The following is a 14,930-nucleotide window of genomic DNA, read 5'->3' as shown; positions in this document are numbered from 1 at the left end:
CGGCGACAGCGACTCGTCCTTCTCCAAATGGCCCGGAGCAGAGTTCTGTCCCGAACAGCGCGCCCCCGGCCTCGCGGACGCAGACCACGGGGCGAACCGATCAGGACCCGACGGTCAAGGACATGAACGCAAAGGAAAGAGACAAGATCGAGCGGGAAGGAAAGTGAGAACCCGATGGACGCTGGGCATCGGTTCTGAATTGTAGTCCGGCATGGTAGCCCCAGGCGCAAGACGGGATTAACAGCGTTCGAACGTCAGGCCTGTCCGCTCTCAAGAGCGACATCTTCCGACCGCATCGCGCTCGAATCTGCAACGGCATGCGCCGATCGTGGCGCAAACTTCGCCCTTGTGCCGTCGGGCAAATCATTTGTAGACCCTCGCGCATCCTGCCCCATCACTGAGGGGCGGCTCGCGATCGCCACGAACGCGGGGCAGGAGGCGATGGCCGCCGGTTTCTTCACAAGGCGTGCGAAGGACGGGCGGACGGCCAAGCCGTGTGGTCCTGACACCCCGACGCTGGTGTCAAGTCGGCGAGGATGCTTTCGGGTATCCGCGCTGATGATGGTGGCAAGAAAGCCCGGTTCGCCAGGGAGAGCGCGGAGTAAGCCGTTCAACCATTCGCGCAGGGAATGCCGGTGTTTTCCGGTGAACCTGTGGTGACTAACTCGTATGCTTTTTACATGCATACGAGGCTGCGGGTGCATCGGCGCCCGGCATTCCCTGCGCCCTCAGTTTGGAGGGAGCACCTGATCGCAACAGCTCGGGCGCGGATCGTGCGGCGGGAAGGAAGCGGCGTGTCCCGAACGCGGGACAGCGCTGCGCCGCAGAGCCGGGACGCAGGAATTTATGGAAAATCGAATGATGGGTCCCGGATCAGCAGCGCATCATCCGATCGGGCCGCGCGATGCGCAGGCCCGATCATGCTGCGCAACATCCGGGGAAGGAGACCTACTCGTCGCTCTTCGGTTCTTTCGACATGCGGTCGAGGCGATCCTGCATGTCCTTCATCTGCTTGCGAAGATCGTCGATGTTGTCGTCCGCGGCGGGCTCCGTTTTTTCCGATTCGCTGGCCCGCGGCGGCACGAACGGTTTGAACATCGAGAAGGTCTGCTGGAACAGCTCCATGTTGCGGCGGACCTGTTCCTCCAGCGGCGCGAGCGGAGTTCCGCTGAATGCGTCGGTGATCTGCTTGCGGAATTTTTCCTGCTCGCGCGTCAGCGTGTCGATCGACTGCTCGAGGTATTTCGGAACCACCATCTGCATGCTGTCGCCGTAGAAGCGAATCAGCTGCCGCAGGAAGGTGGTCGGCAACAGGTTTTGCCCGGCCTTGTTCTCTTGCTCGAAGATGATCTGCGCGAGCACCGATCGCGTAATGTCGTCGCCGGTCTTGGCGTCGTAGACAAGGAAGTCCTCGCCCTGCTTGACCATGGCAGCCAGGTCCTCGAGCGTCACATAGGTGCTCGTGCCGGTATTATAGAGCCGTCGATTTGCATATTTCTTGATGGTGGTGGGCTGGTCTGATTTCGCCATGGGGCTCACACGGAAAGAGCGAAAAAAAGGGAACCCTGCGGGTGCCCGAGGGCTAAAGGCAGCGCATCGCAGCAAAGGTAAGCATTTTCAATGCGGTTCCGCTACCGTTTTGTGCGGCACGGTTAATTCCAAGGCACGGAGGCGGCTTGAGGAAAGGACAGGGATCACCATTTTGAGTGCAGTGCCGTTGACATGCCTCAACGACGTTAACAGGATGCGGGGCGAGACTGGCCTGCCAAACCGGCGTCCGCCCCAAAAAGAACCTCAAGCTCAGGAGAAGAACCATGTCAGACGATGTCGTCATCGTCAGCGCCGCCCGCACCCCGGTCGGCAGCTTCAACGGCGCTTTCGCCACGCTGCCCGCCCACGATCTTGGCGCCGTCGCCATCAAGGCCGCGCTGGAGCGGGCCGGTATTGAGCCCGCGCGGGTTTCGGAAGTCATCATGGGGCAGATCCTGACCGCGGCCCAGGGCCAGAATCCGGCCCGCCAGGCTTCGATCGCGGCGGGCATTCCGGTGGAGAGTCCGGCCTGGGGCGTCAACCAGCTCTGTGGTTCGGGCCTGCGCACCGTGGCGCTTGGCTACCAGGCGCTGGTCAATGGCGATTCCGACATTGTCGTCGCCGGCGGTCAGGAATCCATGAGCATGGCGCCGCATGCCCAATACCTGCGCGGCGGCGTCAAGATGGGCAGCCTGGAATTCGTGGACACCATGATCAAGGACGGCTTGTGGGACGCCTTCAACGGCTATCACATGGGCAACACGGCCGAAAACGTCGCCAAGCAATATCAGATCACCCGCACGCAGCAGGACGAGTTTGCGGTTTCCTCGCAGAACAAGGCCGAAGCTGCGCAGAAGTCCGGCCGCTTCAAGGAAGAAATCGTTCCGGTGACGATCAAGACCCGCAAGGGCGACATCGTCGTCGACAAGGATGAATATCCGCGGCACGGCGCCACGCTGGATGCCATGACCAAACTGCGTCCCGCTTTCGAGAAGGACGGCACGGTGACCGCCGGCAATGCGTCCGGCATCAATGACGGCGCCGCCGCCGTCGTGCTGATGACCGCCAAGCAGGCGGCGAAGGAAGGCAAGAAGCCCTTGGCACGCATCGTGTCGTGGGCGCATGCCGGCGTCGATCCGAAGATCATGGGCACGGGGCCCATTCCCGCCTCGCGCGCCGCGCTGAAGAAGGCCGGCTGGAGCATCGGCGATCTCGATCTAATCGAAGCCAACGAGGCCTTCGCTGCGCAAGCCTGCGCCGTCAACAAGGACCTCGGGTGGGACACTTCCAAGGTCAACGTCAATGGCGGCGCGATCGCGATCGGTCATCCCATCGGCGCGTCCGGCGCGCGCGTGCTGGTGACGCTGCTTCACGAAATGCAGAAGCGCGACTCCAAGAAGGGGCTCGCCACGCTCTGCATCGGCGGCGGCATGGGCATTGCGATGTGCGTGGAGCGCAATTGAAGCGCAGAAATCGCGGGTGATTGAATCGCAGGCATGTGCGTTGCACGCGTCTAAAAGAGGTTCAGCCCCTGCCACTTATATTTCCTTCGCAAGCGCACAGGACTTATCTAGTGGAAACGCCCGGCTCACGCCGGGCGTTTTGTTCTTGATGTTCGTCAATTGGCTCGCATAATTCGAAGCTACATAAAAAGCATCTTCAAGAGTCCAAGGGAGGTTCCGAGATGGCACGTGTTGCATTGGTGACGGGGGGAACGCGAGGCATTGGTGCTGCGATCAGCAAGGCTTTGAAGGCCGCCGGTTACAAGGTTGCTGCAAATTACGGCGGCAACGATGCGGCTGCCGGGAAGTTCAAGGCCGAGACCGGCATTCCCGTTTACAAATGGGACGTGAGCTCTTTCGAAGCGTCGACCGCCGGCGTCAAGCAGGTCGAGGCCGATCTCGGTCCTGTCGAAGTGCTGGTCAACAATGCCGGCATCACCCGCGACGGTGCCTTCCACAAGATGACCATCGAGCAGTGGAACGCGGTCATCAACACCAATCTCGGGTCGCTGTTCAATGTCACTCGGCAGGTGATCGAGGGTATGCGATCGAGAAAGTTCGGCCGCATCATCAATATCTCCTCGATCAACGGCCAGAAGGGACAGTTCGGTCAGGTCAATTATTCCGCCGCCAAGGCTGGCGATATCGGATTCACCAAAGCGCTTGCGCTGGAAAACGCCAAGGGCGGCATCACCGTGAATGCTATCTGCCCGGGCTACATCAATACCGAAATGGTGCAGGCGGTACCGAAGGACGTTCTTGAAAAAAGCATCCTGCCGCAGATCCCGATCAACCGGCTTGGCGAACCGGAAGAGATCGCGCGCGCGGTGGTATTTCTCGCGGCGGACGACGCCGGCGCCATCACCGGTTCGACGCTGACGATCAACGGCGGGCAATATATGGTTTGATGACGCCTGCGTTGCGCAGCCGCGCCAATCGTGGAAAACATCTCCTCGTGCCCGGCCTTGTGCCGGGCATCCATGTCTTTGGTGGTAGACGTGAGGCGTAATGGTCGGGGTCATAGGCGAGCGGAAGGTGAGGCCGTTCTTCGAACGGCTATGCCCGGCCCTGACGGAGAAATAATGCGGCCGCCATGACTTCCCGCACTGCGACCCTGATCGGACTCTCCGCGATCCTGATGTGGTCGCTGCTCGCCGTGCTGACGGTTGCATCGGGCACGATGCCGGCGTTCCAACTGGCGGCGATCACCTTTGCGATCGGCGGGCTGGTCGGGCTGTCCACGTTTGTCCGGCGGCCGCAAGCGTTGTCGGCACTGCGGCAGCCGCCACTGGTATGGGCCGTTGGTGTCGGCGGCCTGTTCGGCTATCACGCGCTGTATTTTTTGGCGCTACGTTTCGCGCCGCCGGCAGAAGCCGGACTTTTGAATTACCTGTGGCCGCTGTTGATCGTGCTGTTCTCATCGTTACCGCCCGGCGAGCGGCTGGCGCCGCACCATTTGATCGGCGCTCTGGCAGGTCTCGCGGGCACGGTGTTGCTGCTGGCCGGCAACGGCCTGTCTGGTTTTGCGCCCGGCGAGCTTCCCGGCTTGTTTGCCGCCTTCGTCGCCGCCTTCGTCTGGGCGACTTACTCGGTGATGTCGCGCCGGCTCAAGGCCGTGCCGACCGACGTGGTCGCCGGCTTTTGCCTGGTCACGGCGCTGCTTGCCACGCTGATGCATGCGCTGATCGAGCGCACGGTTTGGCCGGCGACGCCAGGGCAGTGGCTCGCCGTCATCGCGCTCGGGGTAGGGCCGGTGGGGGCGGCGTTTTATACCTGGGACATCGGCATGAAGCGCGGCGACATCCGCGTGCTGGGTGCCGCGTCCTACGCGACGCCGCTGCTGTCGACGGCATTCCTGATCCTGGCAGGTTTTGCCAAGGCCAGCGCCAACATCGCACTCGCCGCGGTGCTGATCGCCGGCGGCGGATTGATGGCGGCAAAGGACATGTTTCGCAGGCGTTGAAGGATGCTAATTCGGCTCCCAGTCGTTTGGCGCAAGTTCGAAATGCGCAAACGTGAATCCCGGCGCGACGGTGCAGCCGACCAACGTCCAGTCGCCTGTGCTCTCGGCGGATTGCCAGGCATGCGCCGGCACGACGGCTTGGGGCCTATGGCCGGCAACGATGTCCTGGCCAAGCGTGACACAGCGCCTGCCTTGACCGTCGGCGATCCGCAAGGTCAGTGCGTCGCCGGCATAGTAATGCCAAGTCTCCACAGCATCTGTCCGGTGCCAGTGCGAACGCTCGCCGCGAGCGAGCAGAAAGTAGATCGCGGTCGAGCGCGAGCGGCCATCGCCATCACAAGCCGAATCGCGGAACGTCTCGCGATAGTGACCGCCTTCCGGATGCGGTTTCAGATCGAGCTCGGCGATGATGTCGGCAGCGGAAGGCGCCACGGCCATCGAGCGAATCCCCGGAATCAGGACTTGTTCTTGCGTTCGCGCAACTCGCCGAACACTTCGGCCGCGCTGCGGTCCTTCATCCGCACGCTGGCGGCGACAGCCGGTTCGTCCGCTCGCAGGAAGACGTTGGCCTTCTTTTCCTCGCCAAGCAGCGTCGGGATGGTCGGCTTGTTCTCGGCTCGAAGCCGCTTCACTTCCTCGGCGCGCGCCTTCAGCACGGAATTCTCCGGCTCGATCGTCAGCGCGAATTTAATGTTGGCTGAGGTGTATTCATGGCCGCAATAAAGTTTGAAATCGTCGGGCAGCGCGCGCAGCTTGAGCAGCGATTCCCACATCATTGGATAGGTGCCTTCGAATACCCGTCCGCAGCCGATCGAGAACAGCGTGTCGGCCGCGAACAGCGCCTTTTCGTTGTCGAAGACGTAAGCCACGTGGTCGAGCGTGTGGCCGGGCGTTTCCAGTACCCGCACGAGCAGGCTGCCGACCTTGAGAACGTCGCCTTGTCCGGTGCGAAGGTCGACGTTGGCAATCTTGGCCGACTTGTCGTGAGGCGCGACGACGCGGCAGTTGTATTTCTGCTTGAGTTCGGCGACGCCTCCAACGTGATCGTGGTGGTGATGGGTGATCAGAATATCGGTGAGCTGCCAGCCTTCACGCTCCAGCGCCGCGATAATGGGTTGGGCTTCTGGGGCATCGATCGAGGCGGTGGCCTTGGTCGCGGGATCGTGGATCAGGTAGCCGAAATTATCGGACAGGCAGGGGAACAGGCGAATTTCGGCGGCCATGATACCTCCGGTTTTCTGACAGGCGCTTCCTTTAGCCCTGAAATAGGGCGTTAACGCCGAATGAGCAATGCGCGATTGCGGGCCCAATTGCCGGGCTTGCCGTGGTAGGTTGCCCTTATGTCGATCGATGTCATCGATTTGAGGGATTTCTATTCGCAGCGCCTCGGCATCGTGGCGCGCCGACTGATCAACCGCGGCATTCGCGCCCGTTGGCCGGATGCCGAAGGCCAGCGCGTGCTCGGGATCGGTTACCCCACGCCCTATCTCGGCCTGTTTCGCGATTCGTCAGAACGCTGCATTGCCTTCATGCCGGCTGCGCAGGGCGTGCTGAAATGGCCGACATCGCGGCCGACGCTCGCGGCGCTCGTTGACGAATTTTCGCTGCCGCTGCCGGACTCCGCCGTCGACCGTATCCTGCTGGTTCATGCGCTGGAAATGTGTGACGACCCCGAGGGGCTGTTGCGCGAGGTATGGCGGGTGCTCGCGCCTTCGGGCCGGATGATGGCGGTGATTCCGAACCGGCGGGGAGTGTGGACGCGCACCGACAACACGCCGTTCGGCCACGGCCGGCCCTATTCACGCTCGCAGATCACGCAGTTATTGCGCCAGACTTGGTTCACGCCAATTGGCTGGGGCGAGGCCTTGTTTGTGCCGCCAGTCGGAGCCGGCTGGTTTTTACGCTCGGCGATGGCGTGGGAGCGCATCGGAGCGGCTATATCGATGCCGTTTGCGGGCGTTCATATCGTTGAAGCGACCAAGCAGGTGTATCGCGCGATCCCGGCGCACCGGGAGCGAACGCGCCTCATACCGGCGCTGCCGCCGGTATTGGTGCCGTCGTCATTCCAGCGGGATGACAGATAGAAGCCTTACCCTAAGTCCGGCGCAAGAAAACTCGGGGACTCAGCTACTCGCTGCCCGAATTGAAATCGTCACTAGGCGCGGCCGGTGCAGCGGCAACGGCTTCCGGACGCGGCCCATGCGGGCGGCGGCGACGGCGCGGAAACCGCTCGCGTTCGCCGCCATTGCCTTCGAAGCCGCCGTGGCCGCCATTCATCTGAGGCTGAGGTCCGGTGATGAAGGAGGGCAGGCGATCGACGCCGCCACCATCCGGCACGGAAGGTTGCGGCTGCGCCTGATATTGCGGCTGGCTGCGCTGCTCGCGATGTTCGCGCGGCTGGTGCTGCTCGCGATCGCGCGGTTGATAGGATTGCTGGTGATCGCGCTGGCCGGCATTGTCACGATCGCGCGGCACGAACGGCTGCTGTTGCTGTGGGACGAATCCCGGCTCCTGGCCGAAGCTCGAGAACCCATCCTCCTCGTCACTTTCCTCCGAGATCACCTCGGCATCCGGCCGAGGCTGCGGCTGATTCTGGCGGAATTGTTCCTGGGCCGCGGCAATCAGGCGGAAGTAATGTTCGGCGTGCTGATAATAATTTTCCGCGGCGACAGGGTCGCCGGAGGAGCGCGCATCACGCGCCAGTTGCAGATATTTCTCGGCAACATGGGACGCAGTACCGCGGATCTTGATATCCGGCCCGTTAGATTCGAACACCCGCGTCATCGGGTTTTGGCCGCGCCGGTTATTATTGTTATTATTGTTCCGGTTACGCATCCGCTTGTTGTTTTGACCGTTTCTCATATCGTGCCTTTAATCCAGCCCTAAAATTGCCCTGTCTCGCCCCCCTCGCGCCGCTATCGGCGGGCTCGGGAGCATTCACGTTTTCTTCCACTTCTGACGCGCCGCCTGATCCCAGCCCGCGTGTCTTGATCGCGCACCGTACCGAAGCCGCCTATTTCCCTACAGATTTGCTGTACGTCGCAGTCAACAAAAGACGCGTTCCCCATCAGCCCGGCATGCACCGCCGGCCGCATCAAGTCAGTCCGCCTGCCAAAACAAGCACCGGTTTCGAGCGTGATTATTCAAGCGCAATATCAGGCTTTCGTTCACTTTGCGGTCGGGAGCAGCGCAGCTTGCCGAGCCATCGCGCTCAAAAGGACCTGCGTTTTGGAACCTTTTACCCGGGGCTGGCTCTCGTTTCGAGAACTCTGGCCTCAACCCGTATCCGTCTACGGGGCCAGTAACCCTGGACTGATGTTGACCGGAACGTAGTCGCTCCGGGGCAATATTCCAAGAGGTTTTTTTGCATTCCCATCAGGCTTTATCGGGACGGTTTCCGGCTTGCAACGGCCCGGGGGATTCCCGCCAAATCGGCCTTCGGCGGGCTTACCGGCATTAACCCTGATGCCGCGATCAATTGCGAAATAGGGCCGCTTTGGCCGCATCCGGCTTCCACGATCAGGGCCCCTCCCGGCGCGAGCAGACGGGCCGAGTCGGCAACGATCCTGCGATAGGCATCAAGGCCGTCTGCTCCGCCGTCCAGCGCGGCACGCGGGTCATAGTCGCGTACTTCGGGCTCAAGTTCCTCGATGTCCGTCGAGCGGATATACGGCGGGTTGGACACGATCAGGTCGAATGTTCCCGACAGCGCTGCCGTGTAGTCGCAGGCGACGAACACCGCCCGCGACGCAAAACCGAGGCGCCCGGCGTTAGCTTGTGCGGTCTGCAACGCCGCCGGGCTGATGTCGGTGCCGACACCGGTCGCCTCGCGCCATTCGGACAAGAGCGCCAGCAGGATTGCGCCGGATCCGGTGCCGACATCGAGGATGCGGCGTGGCTGGATACCAAGTTCGCTGCGCCCCAGTTCGAGGGCGAGTTCGACAACAGTTTCGGTATCGGGCCGCGGCACCAGAGTTGCCGGAGAAAGCTGCAAGGAAAGTCCCCAAAATTCCTTGACGCCGAGAATGCGGGCGACCGGCTCCCCGGCCAGGCGCCGCGCCGCGAATTGTTCGATGCGACGTGCCTCATCCGGCGTGAGCCGGCGGCTTGCCCTGGCGATCATGCCCGTCAGATCCAGCCCAAGCGCCTCCCCAACCAATAAGCGGGCGTCGAGCTCGGCCGAAGCGATGCTGGCGGATTTCAGATGGGACGCCAGCGAACGCCGTGCATCTTCGACAGTCTGTCCATCAAACCGGCTTGTCACGTGCATCCTTTGGCGGCCGCCGGGGCAGTTGTTGGCCGATAGGGCCTGCAGCGTCGATATTGCTTGCATGGAGGCACAGCGAATGCTCTTCGTAAAATTCCGCTAGATTCCAGCCGGGAATGACAAATGACGGCCTATGACGATCGGAACATCTTCGCAAGGATCCTGCGCGGCGAAATTCCCTGTTTCAAGGTCTATGAGACCGATCGCACCTTTGCTTTTCTCGACATTATGCCGCGATCGCCGGGGCATACGCTGGTCATTCCAAAAGCACCGGCGCGCGGTATCCTTGATGTTTCCGAGGAGGATTTTGCGGAAGTCGCCCGGTCGGCGAAACGGATAGCGGCAGCGGCAATGCAGGCGTTTGGAGCCGACGGGATCATCATCCAGCAATTCAGCGAGCCGGCCAGCGGCCAGGTCGTCTTTCACCTGCATATGCATGTGATGCCGGTCAGGGCGGGGGTCGCGCTGTTGCCGGCTCAAACCCACAAAGCGGAAGCCGCGGCGCTGCAGGAACACGCGACGCGCCTGACCACCGTACTAGGGAGCTGAGCTCAGGCAATCAACCCGACCGGGCCTAAACTCCGAGATATCGTTGCAGAACCTCAGGCTGCGCCTTGATCTCCTGCGCTGGCCCCTCGTGAACGATATGTCCATTGTTGATGATGTAGATGCGCTGGGCGAGCGCAAGGGTCGCGGCAAGGTTCTGTTCAACCAGAACGATGGTCTGACCGGCGGCGGCCAGATTGCGGCATGCGGTCATGAGATCCCGCACGATGACCGGTGCCAGGCCCTCGAACGGCTCATCGAGCAGAATGATCTTTGGATCGCGGATCAGGGCGCGGGCGATGGCGAGCATCTGCTGCTCGCCGCCCGAAAGGTCGGTGCCGCGATTGGCCCGGCGCTCCTTCAGGCGAGGAAACATCTCGTAGATCCGCTCCAGCGGCCAACGCTTGGAAGCGGTAATTCCGGCGAGCACGAGATTTTCCTCGACGCTCAGGCTGCCGAAGATGCGGCGTTCCTCGTGGACGAGCTGCATACCGGCCTGGGCGATCTTGTGGCTCTTTCGGCCCGCCACATCGGCGCCATCAAAGACAATCGAACCGGCCCTCGGCGTCACCACGCCCATCAGGCTTTTCAGCGTCGTGCTCTTGCCGGCGCCGTTGCGGCCCAATAACGCCACCACCTCGTTGCGCTCGACCCGCATGGAGACATCGAAGAGGATATGGGAATCCCCATAATAGCTGTTCAAGCCATTGACTTCGAGCAAGCTCATGCGGCGAGCACTCCGTGCACCCCGCCCAGATAAGCCTCCTGGACGGTCGTGTTGTTCTTGATCTCCTGGGGCGTTCCCTCCACCAGCACGCGGCCCTCTTGCAGCACCGTTACGCGCTCGGCGAGTTCGAACAGCGCGTCCATGTCGTGGTCGATGATGATCATGGTGCGGCCCTGGCTGATCGATTTGAGCAGCTTCACCGTTTCCACCCGCTCGCGCGGGCTCATGCCGGCAAGCGGCTCATCCAGCAGCAGCAGGCTCGGCGAGGTGGCGAGCGCGAGCCCGATTTCCAGGCGCCGCTTTTCGCCATAGGCGAGCTCTGAAACCGGAGTATCCGGCCGTGACGTCAAATTGACCAGATCGAGCGTTTGCTCCACGCGTTCGGGGAGCCCGGGGATGTTCTGGATCGTCCGGAACAGGTCGAGGCGAAATTTGCCCCGCAACGCGGAAAGCGCTGCGATGGTTAGGTTTTCGCGGACGGTAAGGCCTGCGAACAGTTGATTGACCTGATAGCTCTTGGTCAAGCCCAGCTGGCAGACATCGGTGACCGTCATCCCGGTGATATCGCGGCCCTCGAACAGGATGGTGCCGGAGCTCGGAGGAACTTCACAGGTCAGCATCTTGAAGAAAGTCGACTTGCCGGCGCCGTTTGGGCCGATGATGCCGCGCAACTCGCCCCGGTTGACCGTAAAGTCGATATCGCTATTGGCGACCAGGCCGCCGTAACGCTTGGTCAGACCCTTCGCTTGCAGGATGGGCTCGGCTGGGTTTCGATCCTCAAGATGCAACGGCGGCGTATCCGGCTGCGGCGCAGGACGCGCCTCGGCGACAGGCTCTTCTCGGGCAGGTTCGCTCGTGGCGGGGAGCGCCTCCTTCGACAGCGAAGCAGAACGCTTGCCGGTTGCAACGTCGTAGAGGGTCGCGATGCCGCCGATGATCCCATTCCGGAGAAAGCAGACCAGCAGCACGAACACGATGCCGAGCACGAGCTTCCAGGCAGCACCCAGCCCGAGAGTAGCTTGCAGGAAATCCTGCAAGGAAAGCCACACGGCCGCGCCGACCAGGGGGCCAAACAGCGTTGCGCGGCCGCCGATCGCCGTCTGCATCACGAGTTGTCCGGAGGTATCGAACGTAAAGGCATCAGGCGGCATGAACGCCTGCAGGACGCCAAGCAGGCCGCCGGCAAATCCGGCATAGGCCGCGGCAATCACGAAGGCCGTCAGCTTATAGCCGTGGATGTTATGGCCGACCGCGGTCGCGCGCAGCGGATTGTCGCGGATGGCGCGGAAGACGGCGCCAACCGGAGAACGCACAATACGCAGCGCGACGACGATTCCAACGAAGTAGCAGAACGCCAGGAATGGGTAGAGCGACCAGCCGCTCGTGAAATGAATCGTGGTGAAGCCGAGATTGAAGCTCGGTGTCGGCACGCCCGGCAATCCGTTCTCACCACCCGTCCAGTCCGCCAGGGGATTGAATTCGACGAAGAAGAACACCTCCGCGATGGCAACGGTGATCATGGCGAAGTAGATGCCGGTGCGGCGCAACGCGATCAGGCCGACCAGGTAGCCGACAGCCGCCGCTGCAATCATGCCGATGATGAGCGCCAGCACGACATTGGGAAATCCAGCCTGGGTCAGGAGGTACGCGGCGACAAAGCCGCCCGTGCCGTAAAATGCCGACTGGCCGAACGACAACAGGCCAGTGAAACCGAAGAGAATATCGAAGCCGAGCCCGAACAGGCCCCAGACCAGAATCCGGTTGGCGGTATTGGGCGCAAAGCCGATCAGCGGCAACAGAAACGGCGCGGCGATCAGTCCGGCTGCCGTCAGGGCTTCGATCAGGAAGGGTCGCTGTTTCAGCATGACAAAAGCGCTCTCATTCGCGGCCCTGTGTACCAAGCAGGCCGTGCGGCCGTAGCACCAGCACAAGCGTCATTGCAGCAAACAACATGACGTAGGCATAGCTCGGGTTGAACATGGAGGTGATACTGATGATTTCGCCTGCGATCAGGCCGCCGAGAATCGCGCCGGGGAATGAGCCGACACCGCCGATCACCACCACAACGAAGGTCTCCACCAGGATGTCGTCGCCGACGCCCGGCGTCAGCGACACCACGGGCGCGTTGATGATGCCGGCAAAGCCCGCCGCCATCGCGCCAATCCCGAACACGATCATGAAAACGCGGAAGACGTTGATGCCGAGCGAATCGACCATGACTGAATCTTCGATCCCGGCGCGGACGATCATCCCCAGTCTGGTGCGGTACAGCACGATGAACAGGACGCTGAGAGCGACGGCAACGATGCCGACAACCGCGAGGCGGTAGGTCGGATAAAACATGAAGCCGAGCGAGGTGATGCCCTGCAACATGGATGGCGGAGGCACCATCTGCGACTGGCTGCCGAACAGGAGGCGCACGATCTCGACGAAGCAGATGCCGAGACCAAAGGTCACCAGCAGCTGATCTTCGTGCGGGCGCTGATAGAAGTGCCGGATGATGACGCGCTCCATCACGATGCCAACCACCATCACGAAAAGGGAGCCGGCGATGACGGCAATGATGAAGGAATGCGTATATCCAAAAGCGACGTACCCGGCGTAGCCGCCAAGCATGAACATCGCGCCATGCGCGAGGTTAAGAACGCCGAGCGTGCCATAGATGATCGTCAAGCCGGAGCTGATGAGCGCGAGCAGCGCGCCGAGCGCCAGCCCGTTGAAAAGCTGCGAGACGAAATTTGGCCAGTTAATCATAAATCAATCCACGCTTTCGCGGATCGTCAGACACAAAGCAACGCCGTGGGCAGTGTCGATCTGCCCACGGCGTCGCTGTGATAACGAACTCAAGTATAATCGCCGAGATGGCAGCCGAAGGCGTCGGGCTTCTGCATCAGTCCCTCGCCGGGGACGATCTCTATGATGTCGTAATAGTCTTCCTTGTTCTTCATGTCCTTGTCCATCTTGCCCCTGACGATGATCACAGGGCGTATGCATTGGTGATCTTCGGCGCGATAGTGGACGTCGCCGACGAAGGAGGGGAGAGTTTCGCCCTTCTCATAGGTCTTGATTACATCCGGCGGGTAGAAGGTGCCGGCTTCCTCGACCATCCGCGCCCAGTGCGCAAAGCTGATGTAGGCATTCTCGGCGCCCCATTCCGGTTTGTAGCCGTACTTCTTGCTGAACTCATCGTTGAACATCTTGGCGAGCGGGTATTTGTCCTCGATCGTCCACCAATAGTCAGTTGCTGCATAGACGCCCTGCATAAGGCCCCCGGTTTCGCGCGCGACGAACGGCACCTGATAGGGAACGACCAGCTTCATCTTGTCGAGCACGCCGAACTGCTTCGCCTGCTGGATCGAGAGAACTGCGTCATGGCCCCAGTTGACGTTGATCAGCACGTCGGCGCCGGAGTTCGCGACGTTGAGGAGATAGGACGAGTAATCCGGCGCGCCCAAAGGTGAAACCTGGTTGGTAACCGTAGTCCAGCCCGCCTCCGAGAGGTGATCCTGCATCGACTTGGTGACGGTGTGGCCGTAGGTGTAGTCCGGCGTCAGATAGGCTGCCTTCTTGTTCTTTCCGAACTGCTTGACCAGCACCGGCGCAATCGCCGCCGCGGCGGTCTGACCGAAGAAATTCTGGCGGAAGCCGTAGCGCACGCAATCCTTGCCGGTCGTGTCGTTGGAGCCGGAGATGCCGCAGACAAAGAGGACCTTCTCGCGCTGCGCCAGCTTGTTCAGCGCTACCGCCACCGCGCTGGACGTGCCGCCGGTGATCATGATCGCCTTGTTCTCGCTGATGAAGCGCTGTTGCGCTTGCACCGCTTCGTTCGGCTTGGCGGCGGAGTCGGCGACACCAAACTTCAGTTCCTTGCCGAGCACGCCCTTGGTGGTTTTCGGCGAGATCTTCTTGATCAGTTCGTTGCCGCTGTTGATGTGTTCGATCGCGAGCTGATAGCCCTTGAGCTCATCCTCTCCTTGCACTGCATACGTCCCGGTGCGGGGGACGGAGATTCCGATGAATACGGAAGAGCCCGACGAGCCGGCTGGATAGGTGCCGATCGCCGCATGGTCCTCGGCATAGACCGGCATGACCATTGAAGTCGGCAACAGGGCGCCGCCCGCCAGACCGGCTCCGGCCTGAAGCAAGCTCCGACGCGACACGCCCCGTCTCATTTGCTGGCGCAACTCCTTCGTATTCATTGTTCGGTCTCCTCCGTGATTGGTGATTATCGTTGCGCATACGAGCCCACCGCCCGTATCGGCGATCGGCTTTCGCATCCTGAGCTGCATGGCGCAGCTGTGTTGCCGTTAGAATTGCGCTCCCAGCTGTTCTGTCAATGTCACTTTGGTCGAAGGACGTTGCGATAAGATCAACATTCGGTATATCTCGACTCCA

The 14,930-nt window shown here is 61.6% G+C and carries 14 protein-coding genes; 5 read left to right on the top strand and 9 right to left on the bottom strand.

Features of this window, described 5'->3' with window-relative positions; all coding sequences use genetic code 11:
• Positions 1-948 precede the first annotated feature (948 nt).
• On the bottom strand, positions 949-1,530 hold the full coding sequence (phaR, locus tag NEZ08_RS14990; protein ID WP_298108188.1) for a polyhydroxyalkanoate synthesis repressor PhaR: 582 nt from the start codon (positions 1,528-1,530) through the stop codon (positions 949-951).
• A 284-nt stretch (positions 1,531-1,814) separates the two neighbouring features.
• Between phaR and NEZ08_RS14985 the strand changes: the two genes are divergently transcribed.
• The 3 genes from NEZ08_RS14985 (at position 1,815) to NEZ08_RS14975 (ending at position 4,995) form a co-directional block, all read left to right on the top strand.
• Positions 1,815-2,993: an acetyl-CoA C-acetyltransferase gene (locus NEZ08_RS14985; RefSeq protein ID WP_298108187.1), complete on the top strand. Its 1,179-nt coding sequence runs from the start codon at positions 1,815-1,817 to the stop codon at positions 2,991-2,993.
• Between the two features lie 221 nt (positions 2,994-3,214).
• Complete coding sequence (gene phbB / locus NEZ08_RS14980) at positions 3,215-3,940, top strand: acetoacetyl-CoA reductase (RefSeq protein ID WP_298108186.1); 726 nt, start codon at positions 3,215-3,217, stop codon at positions 3,938-3,940.
• Positions 3,941-4,125: 185 nt separating this feature from the next.
• Positions 4,126-4,995 carry an EamA family transporter gene (locus NEZ08_RS14975; protein WP_298108185.1) on the top strand — a complete coding sequence of 290 codons (870 nt, stop codon included), beginning with the start codon at positions 4,126-4,128 and terminating at the stop codon, positions 4,993-4,995.
• Positions 4,996-5,001: 6 nt separating this feature from the next.
• Here NEZ08_RS14975 and NEZ08_RS14970 read toward each other — a convergent pair whose 3' ends face one another.
• Both NEZ08_RS14970 and gloB read right to left on the bottom strand, forming a co-directional pair.
• On the bottom strand, positions 5,002-5,433 hold the full coding sequence (locus NEZ08_RS14970; protein WP_298108183.1) for a cupin domain-containing protein: 432 nt from the start codon (positions 5,431-5,433) through the stop codon (positions 5,002-5,004).
• Between the two features lie 17 nt (positions 5,434-5,450).
• Entirely contained in the window at positions 5,451-6,218 is a 768-nt protein-coding gene (gloB, locus tag NEZ08_RS14965) for a hydroxyacylglutathione hydrolase (RefSeq protein WP_298108181.1), read from the bottom strand.
• 117 nt (positions 6,219-6,335) lie between these two features.
• Here gloB and NEZ08_RS14960 point away from each other — a divergent pair, with 117 nt between their 5' ends.
• Positions 6,336-7,079 (top strand): class I SAM-dependent methyltransferase, encoded by a 744-nt coding sequence (locus tag NEZ08_RS14960; RefSeq protein ID WP_298108179.1) that lies wholly within the window; start codon positions 6,336-6,338, stop codon positions 7,077-7,079.
• 43 nt (positions 7,080-7,122) lie between these two features.
• Here NEZ08_RS14960 and NEZ08_RS14955 read toward each other — a convergent pair whose 3' ends face one another.
• Together NEZ08_RS14955 and prmC are read right to left on the bottom strand one after the other, a co-directional pair.
• A complete protein-coding gene (locus NEZ08_RS14955) occupies positions 7,123-7,857 on the bottom strand; it encodes a DUF4167 domain-containing protein (protein WP_298108177.1) in 735 nt (244 codons plus the stop codon).
• Positions 7,858-8,377: 520 nt separating this feature from the next.
• Positions 8,378-9,259: a peptide chain release factor N(5)-glutamine methyltransferase gene (gene prmC / locus NEZ08_RS14950; protein WP_298108175.1), complete on the bottom strand. Its 882-nt coding sequence runs from the start codon at positions 9,257-9,259 to the stop codon at positions 8,378-8,380.
• Between the two features lie 126 nt (positions 9,260-9,385).
• Here prmC and NEZ08_RS14945 point away from each other — a divergent pair, with 126 nt between their 5' ends.
• A complete protein-coding gene (locus NEZ08_RS14945; protein WP_298108173.1) occupies positions 9,386-9,811 on the top strand; it encodes an HIT family protein in 426 nt (141 codons plus the stop codon).
• Between the two features lie 25 nt (positions 9,812-9,836).
• On the opposite strand, the gene NEZ08_RS14940 is transcribed toward NEZ08_RS14945, so the two are convergent.
• The 4 genes from NEZ08_RS14940 to NEZ08_RS14925 all read right to left on the bottom strand — a co-directional run bounded on the left by NEZ08_RS14940 (position 9,837) and on the right by NEZ08_RS14925 (position 14,734).
• On the bottom strand, positions 9,837-10,535 hold the full coding sequence (locus NEZ08_RS14940) for an ABC transporter ATP-binding protein (RefSeq protein ID WP_298108172.1): 699 nt from the start codon (positions 10,533-10,535) through the stop codon (positions 9,837-9,839).
• On the bottom strand, positions 10,532-12,400 hold the full coding sequence (locus NEZ08_RS14935) for a branched-chain amino acid ABC transporter ATP-binding protein/permease (protein ID WP_298108170.1): 1,869 nt from the start codon (positions 12,398-12,400) through the stop codon (positions 10,532-10,534). Before NEZ08_RS14935 ends, NEZ08_RS14940 begins: the two co-directional genes overlap by 4 nt.
• Before the next feature lie 13 nt (positions 12,401-12,413).
• The gene (locus NEZ08_RS14930) at positions 12,414-13,289 is read right to left on the bottom strand and encodes a branched-chain amino acid ABC transporter permease (protein ID WP_298108168.1); all 876 of its coding nucleotides are present in this window, start codon (positions 13,287-13,289) and stop codon (positions 12,414-12,416) included.
• A gap of 89 nt (positions 13,290-13,378) precedes the next feature.
• Positions 13,379-14,734, bottom strand: a complete 1,356-nt coding sequence (locus NEZ08_RS14925; RefSeq protein ID WP_298108166.1) for a substrate-binding protein — start codon at positions 14,732-14,734, stop codon at positions 13,379-13,381.
• Positions 14,735-14,930 lie beyond the last annotated feature (196 nt).

The organism is Bradyrhizobium sp., from assembly GCF_027451485.1.
Lineage (GTDB): Bacteria > Pseudomonadota > Alphaproteobacteria > Rhizobiales > Xanthobacteraceae > Bradyrhizobium.
Note: the sequence above shows the minus strand (reverse complement) of the source record. Positions and strands in the feature narration are given on the sequence as shown.

Coding starts and splice junctions, on each gene's coding strand:
- NEZ08_RS14955 (WP_298108177.1), bottom strand. CDS start 7,857: ATGAGAAACGGTCAAAACAACAAGCGGATGCGTAACCGGAACAATAAT.
- NEZ08_RS14975 (WP_298108185.1), top strand. CDS start 4,126: ATGACTTCCCGCACTGCGACCCTGATCGGACTCTCCGCGATCCTGATG.
- NEZ08_RS14960 (WP_298108179.1), top strand. CDS start 6,336: ATGTCGATCGATGTCATCGATTTGAGGGATTTCTATTCGCAGCGCCTC.
- NEZ08_RS14940 (WP_298108172.1), bottom strand. CDS start 10,535: ATGAGCTTGCTCGAAGTCAATGGCTTGAACAGCTATTATGGGGATTCC.
- NEZ08_RS14985 (WP_298108187.1), top strand. CDS start 1,815: ATGTCAGACGATGTCGTCATCGTCAGCGCCGCCCGCACCCCGGTCGGC.
- phbB (WP_298108186.1), top strand. CDS start 3,215: ATGGCACGTGTTGCATTGGTGACGGGGGGAACGCGAGGCATTGGTGCT.
- NEZ08_RS14935 (WP_298108170.1), bottom strand. CDS start 12,400: ATGCTGAAACAGCGACCCTTCCTGATCGAAGCCCTGACGGCAGCCGGA.
- phaR (WP_298108188.1), bottom strand. CDS start 1,530: ATGGCGAAATCAGACCAGCCCACCACCATCAAGAAATATGCAAATCGA.
- gloB (WP_298108181.1), bottom strand. CDS start 6,218: ATGGCCGCCGAAATTCGCCTGTTCCCCTGCCTGTCCGATAATTTCGGC.
- NEZ08_RS14925 (WP_298108166.1), bottom strand. CDS start 14,734: ATGAATACGAAGGAGTTGCGCCAGCAAATGAGACGGGGCGTGTCGCGT.
- NEZ08_RS14970 (WP_298108183.1), bottom strand. CDS start 5,433: ATGGCCGTGGCGCCTTCCGCTGCCGACATCATCGCCGAGCTCGATCTG.
- NEZ08_RS14930 (WP_298108168.1), bottom strand. CDS start 13,289: ATGATTAACTGGCCAAATTTCGTCTCGCAGCTTTTCAACGGGCTGGCG.
- NEZ08_RS14945 (WP_298108173.1), top strand. CDS start 9,386: ATGACGGCCTATGACGATCGGAACATCTTCGCAAGGATCCTGCGCGGC.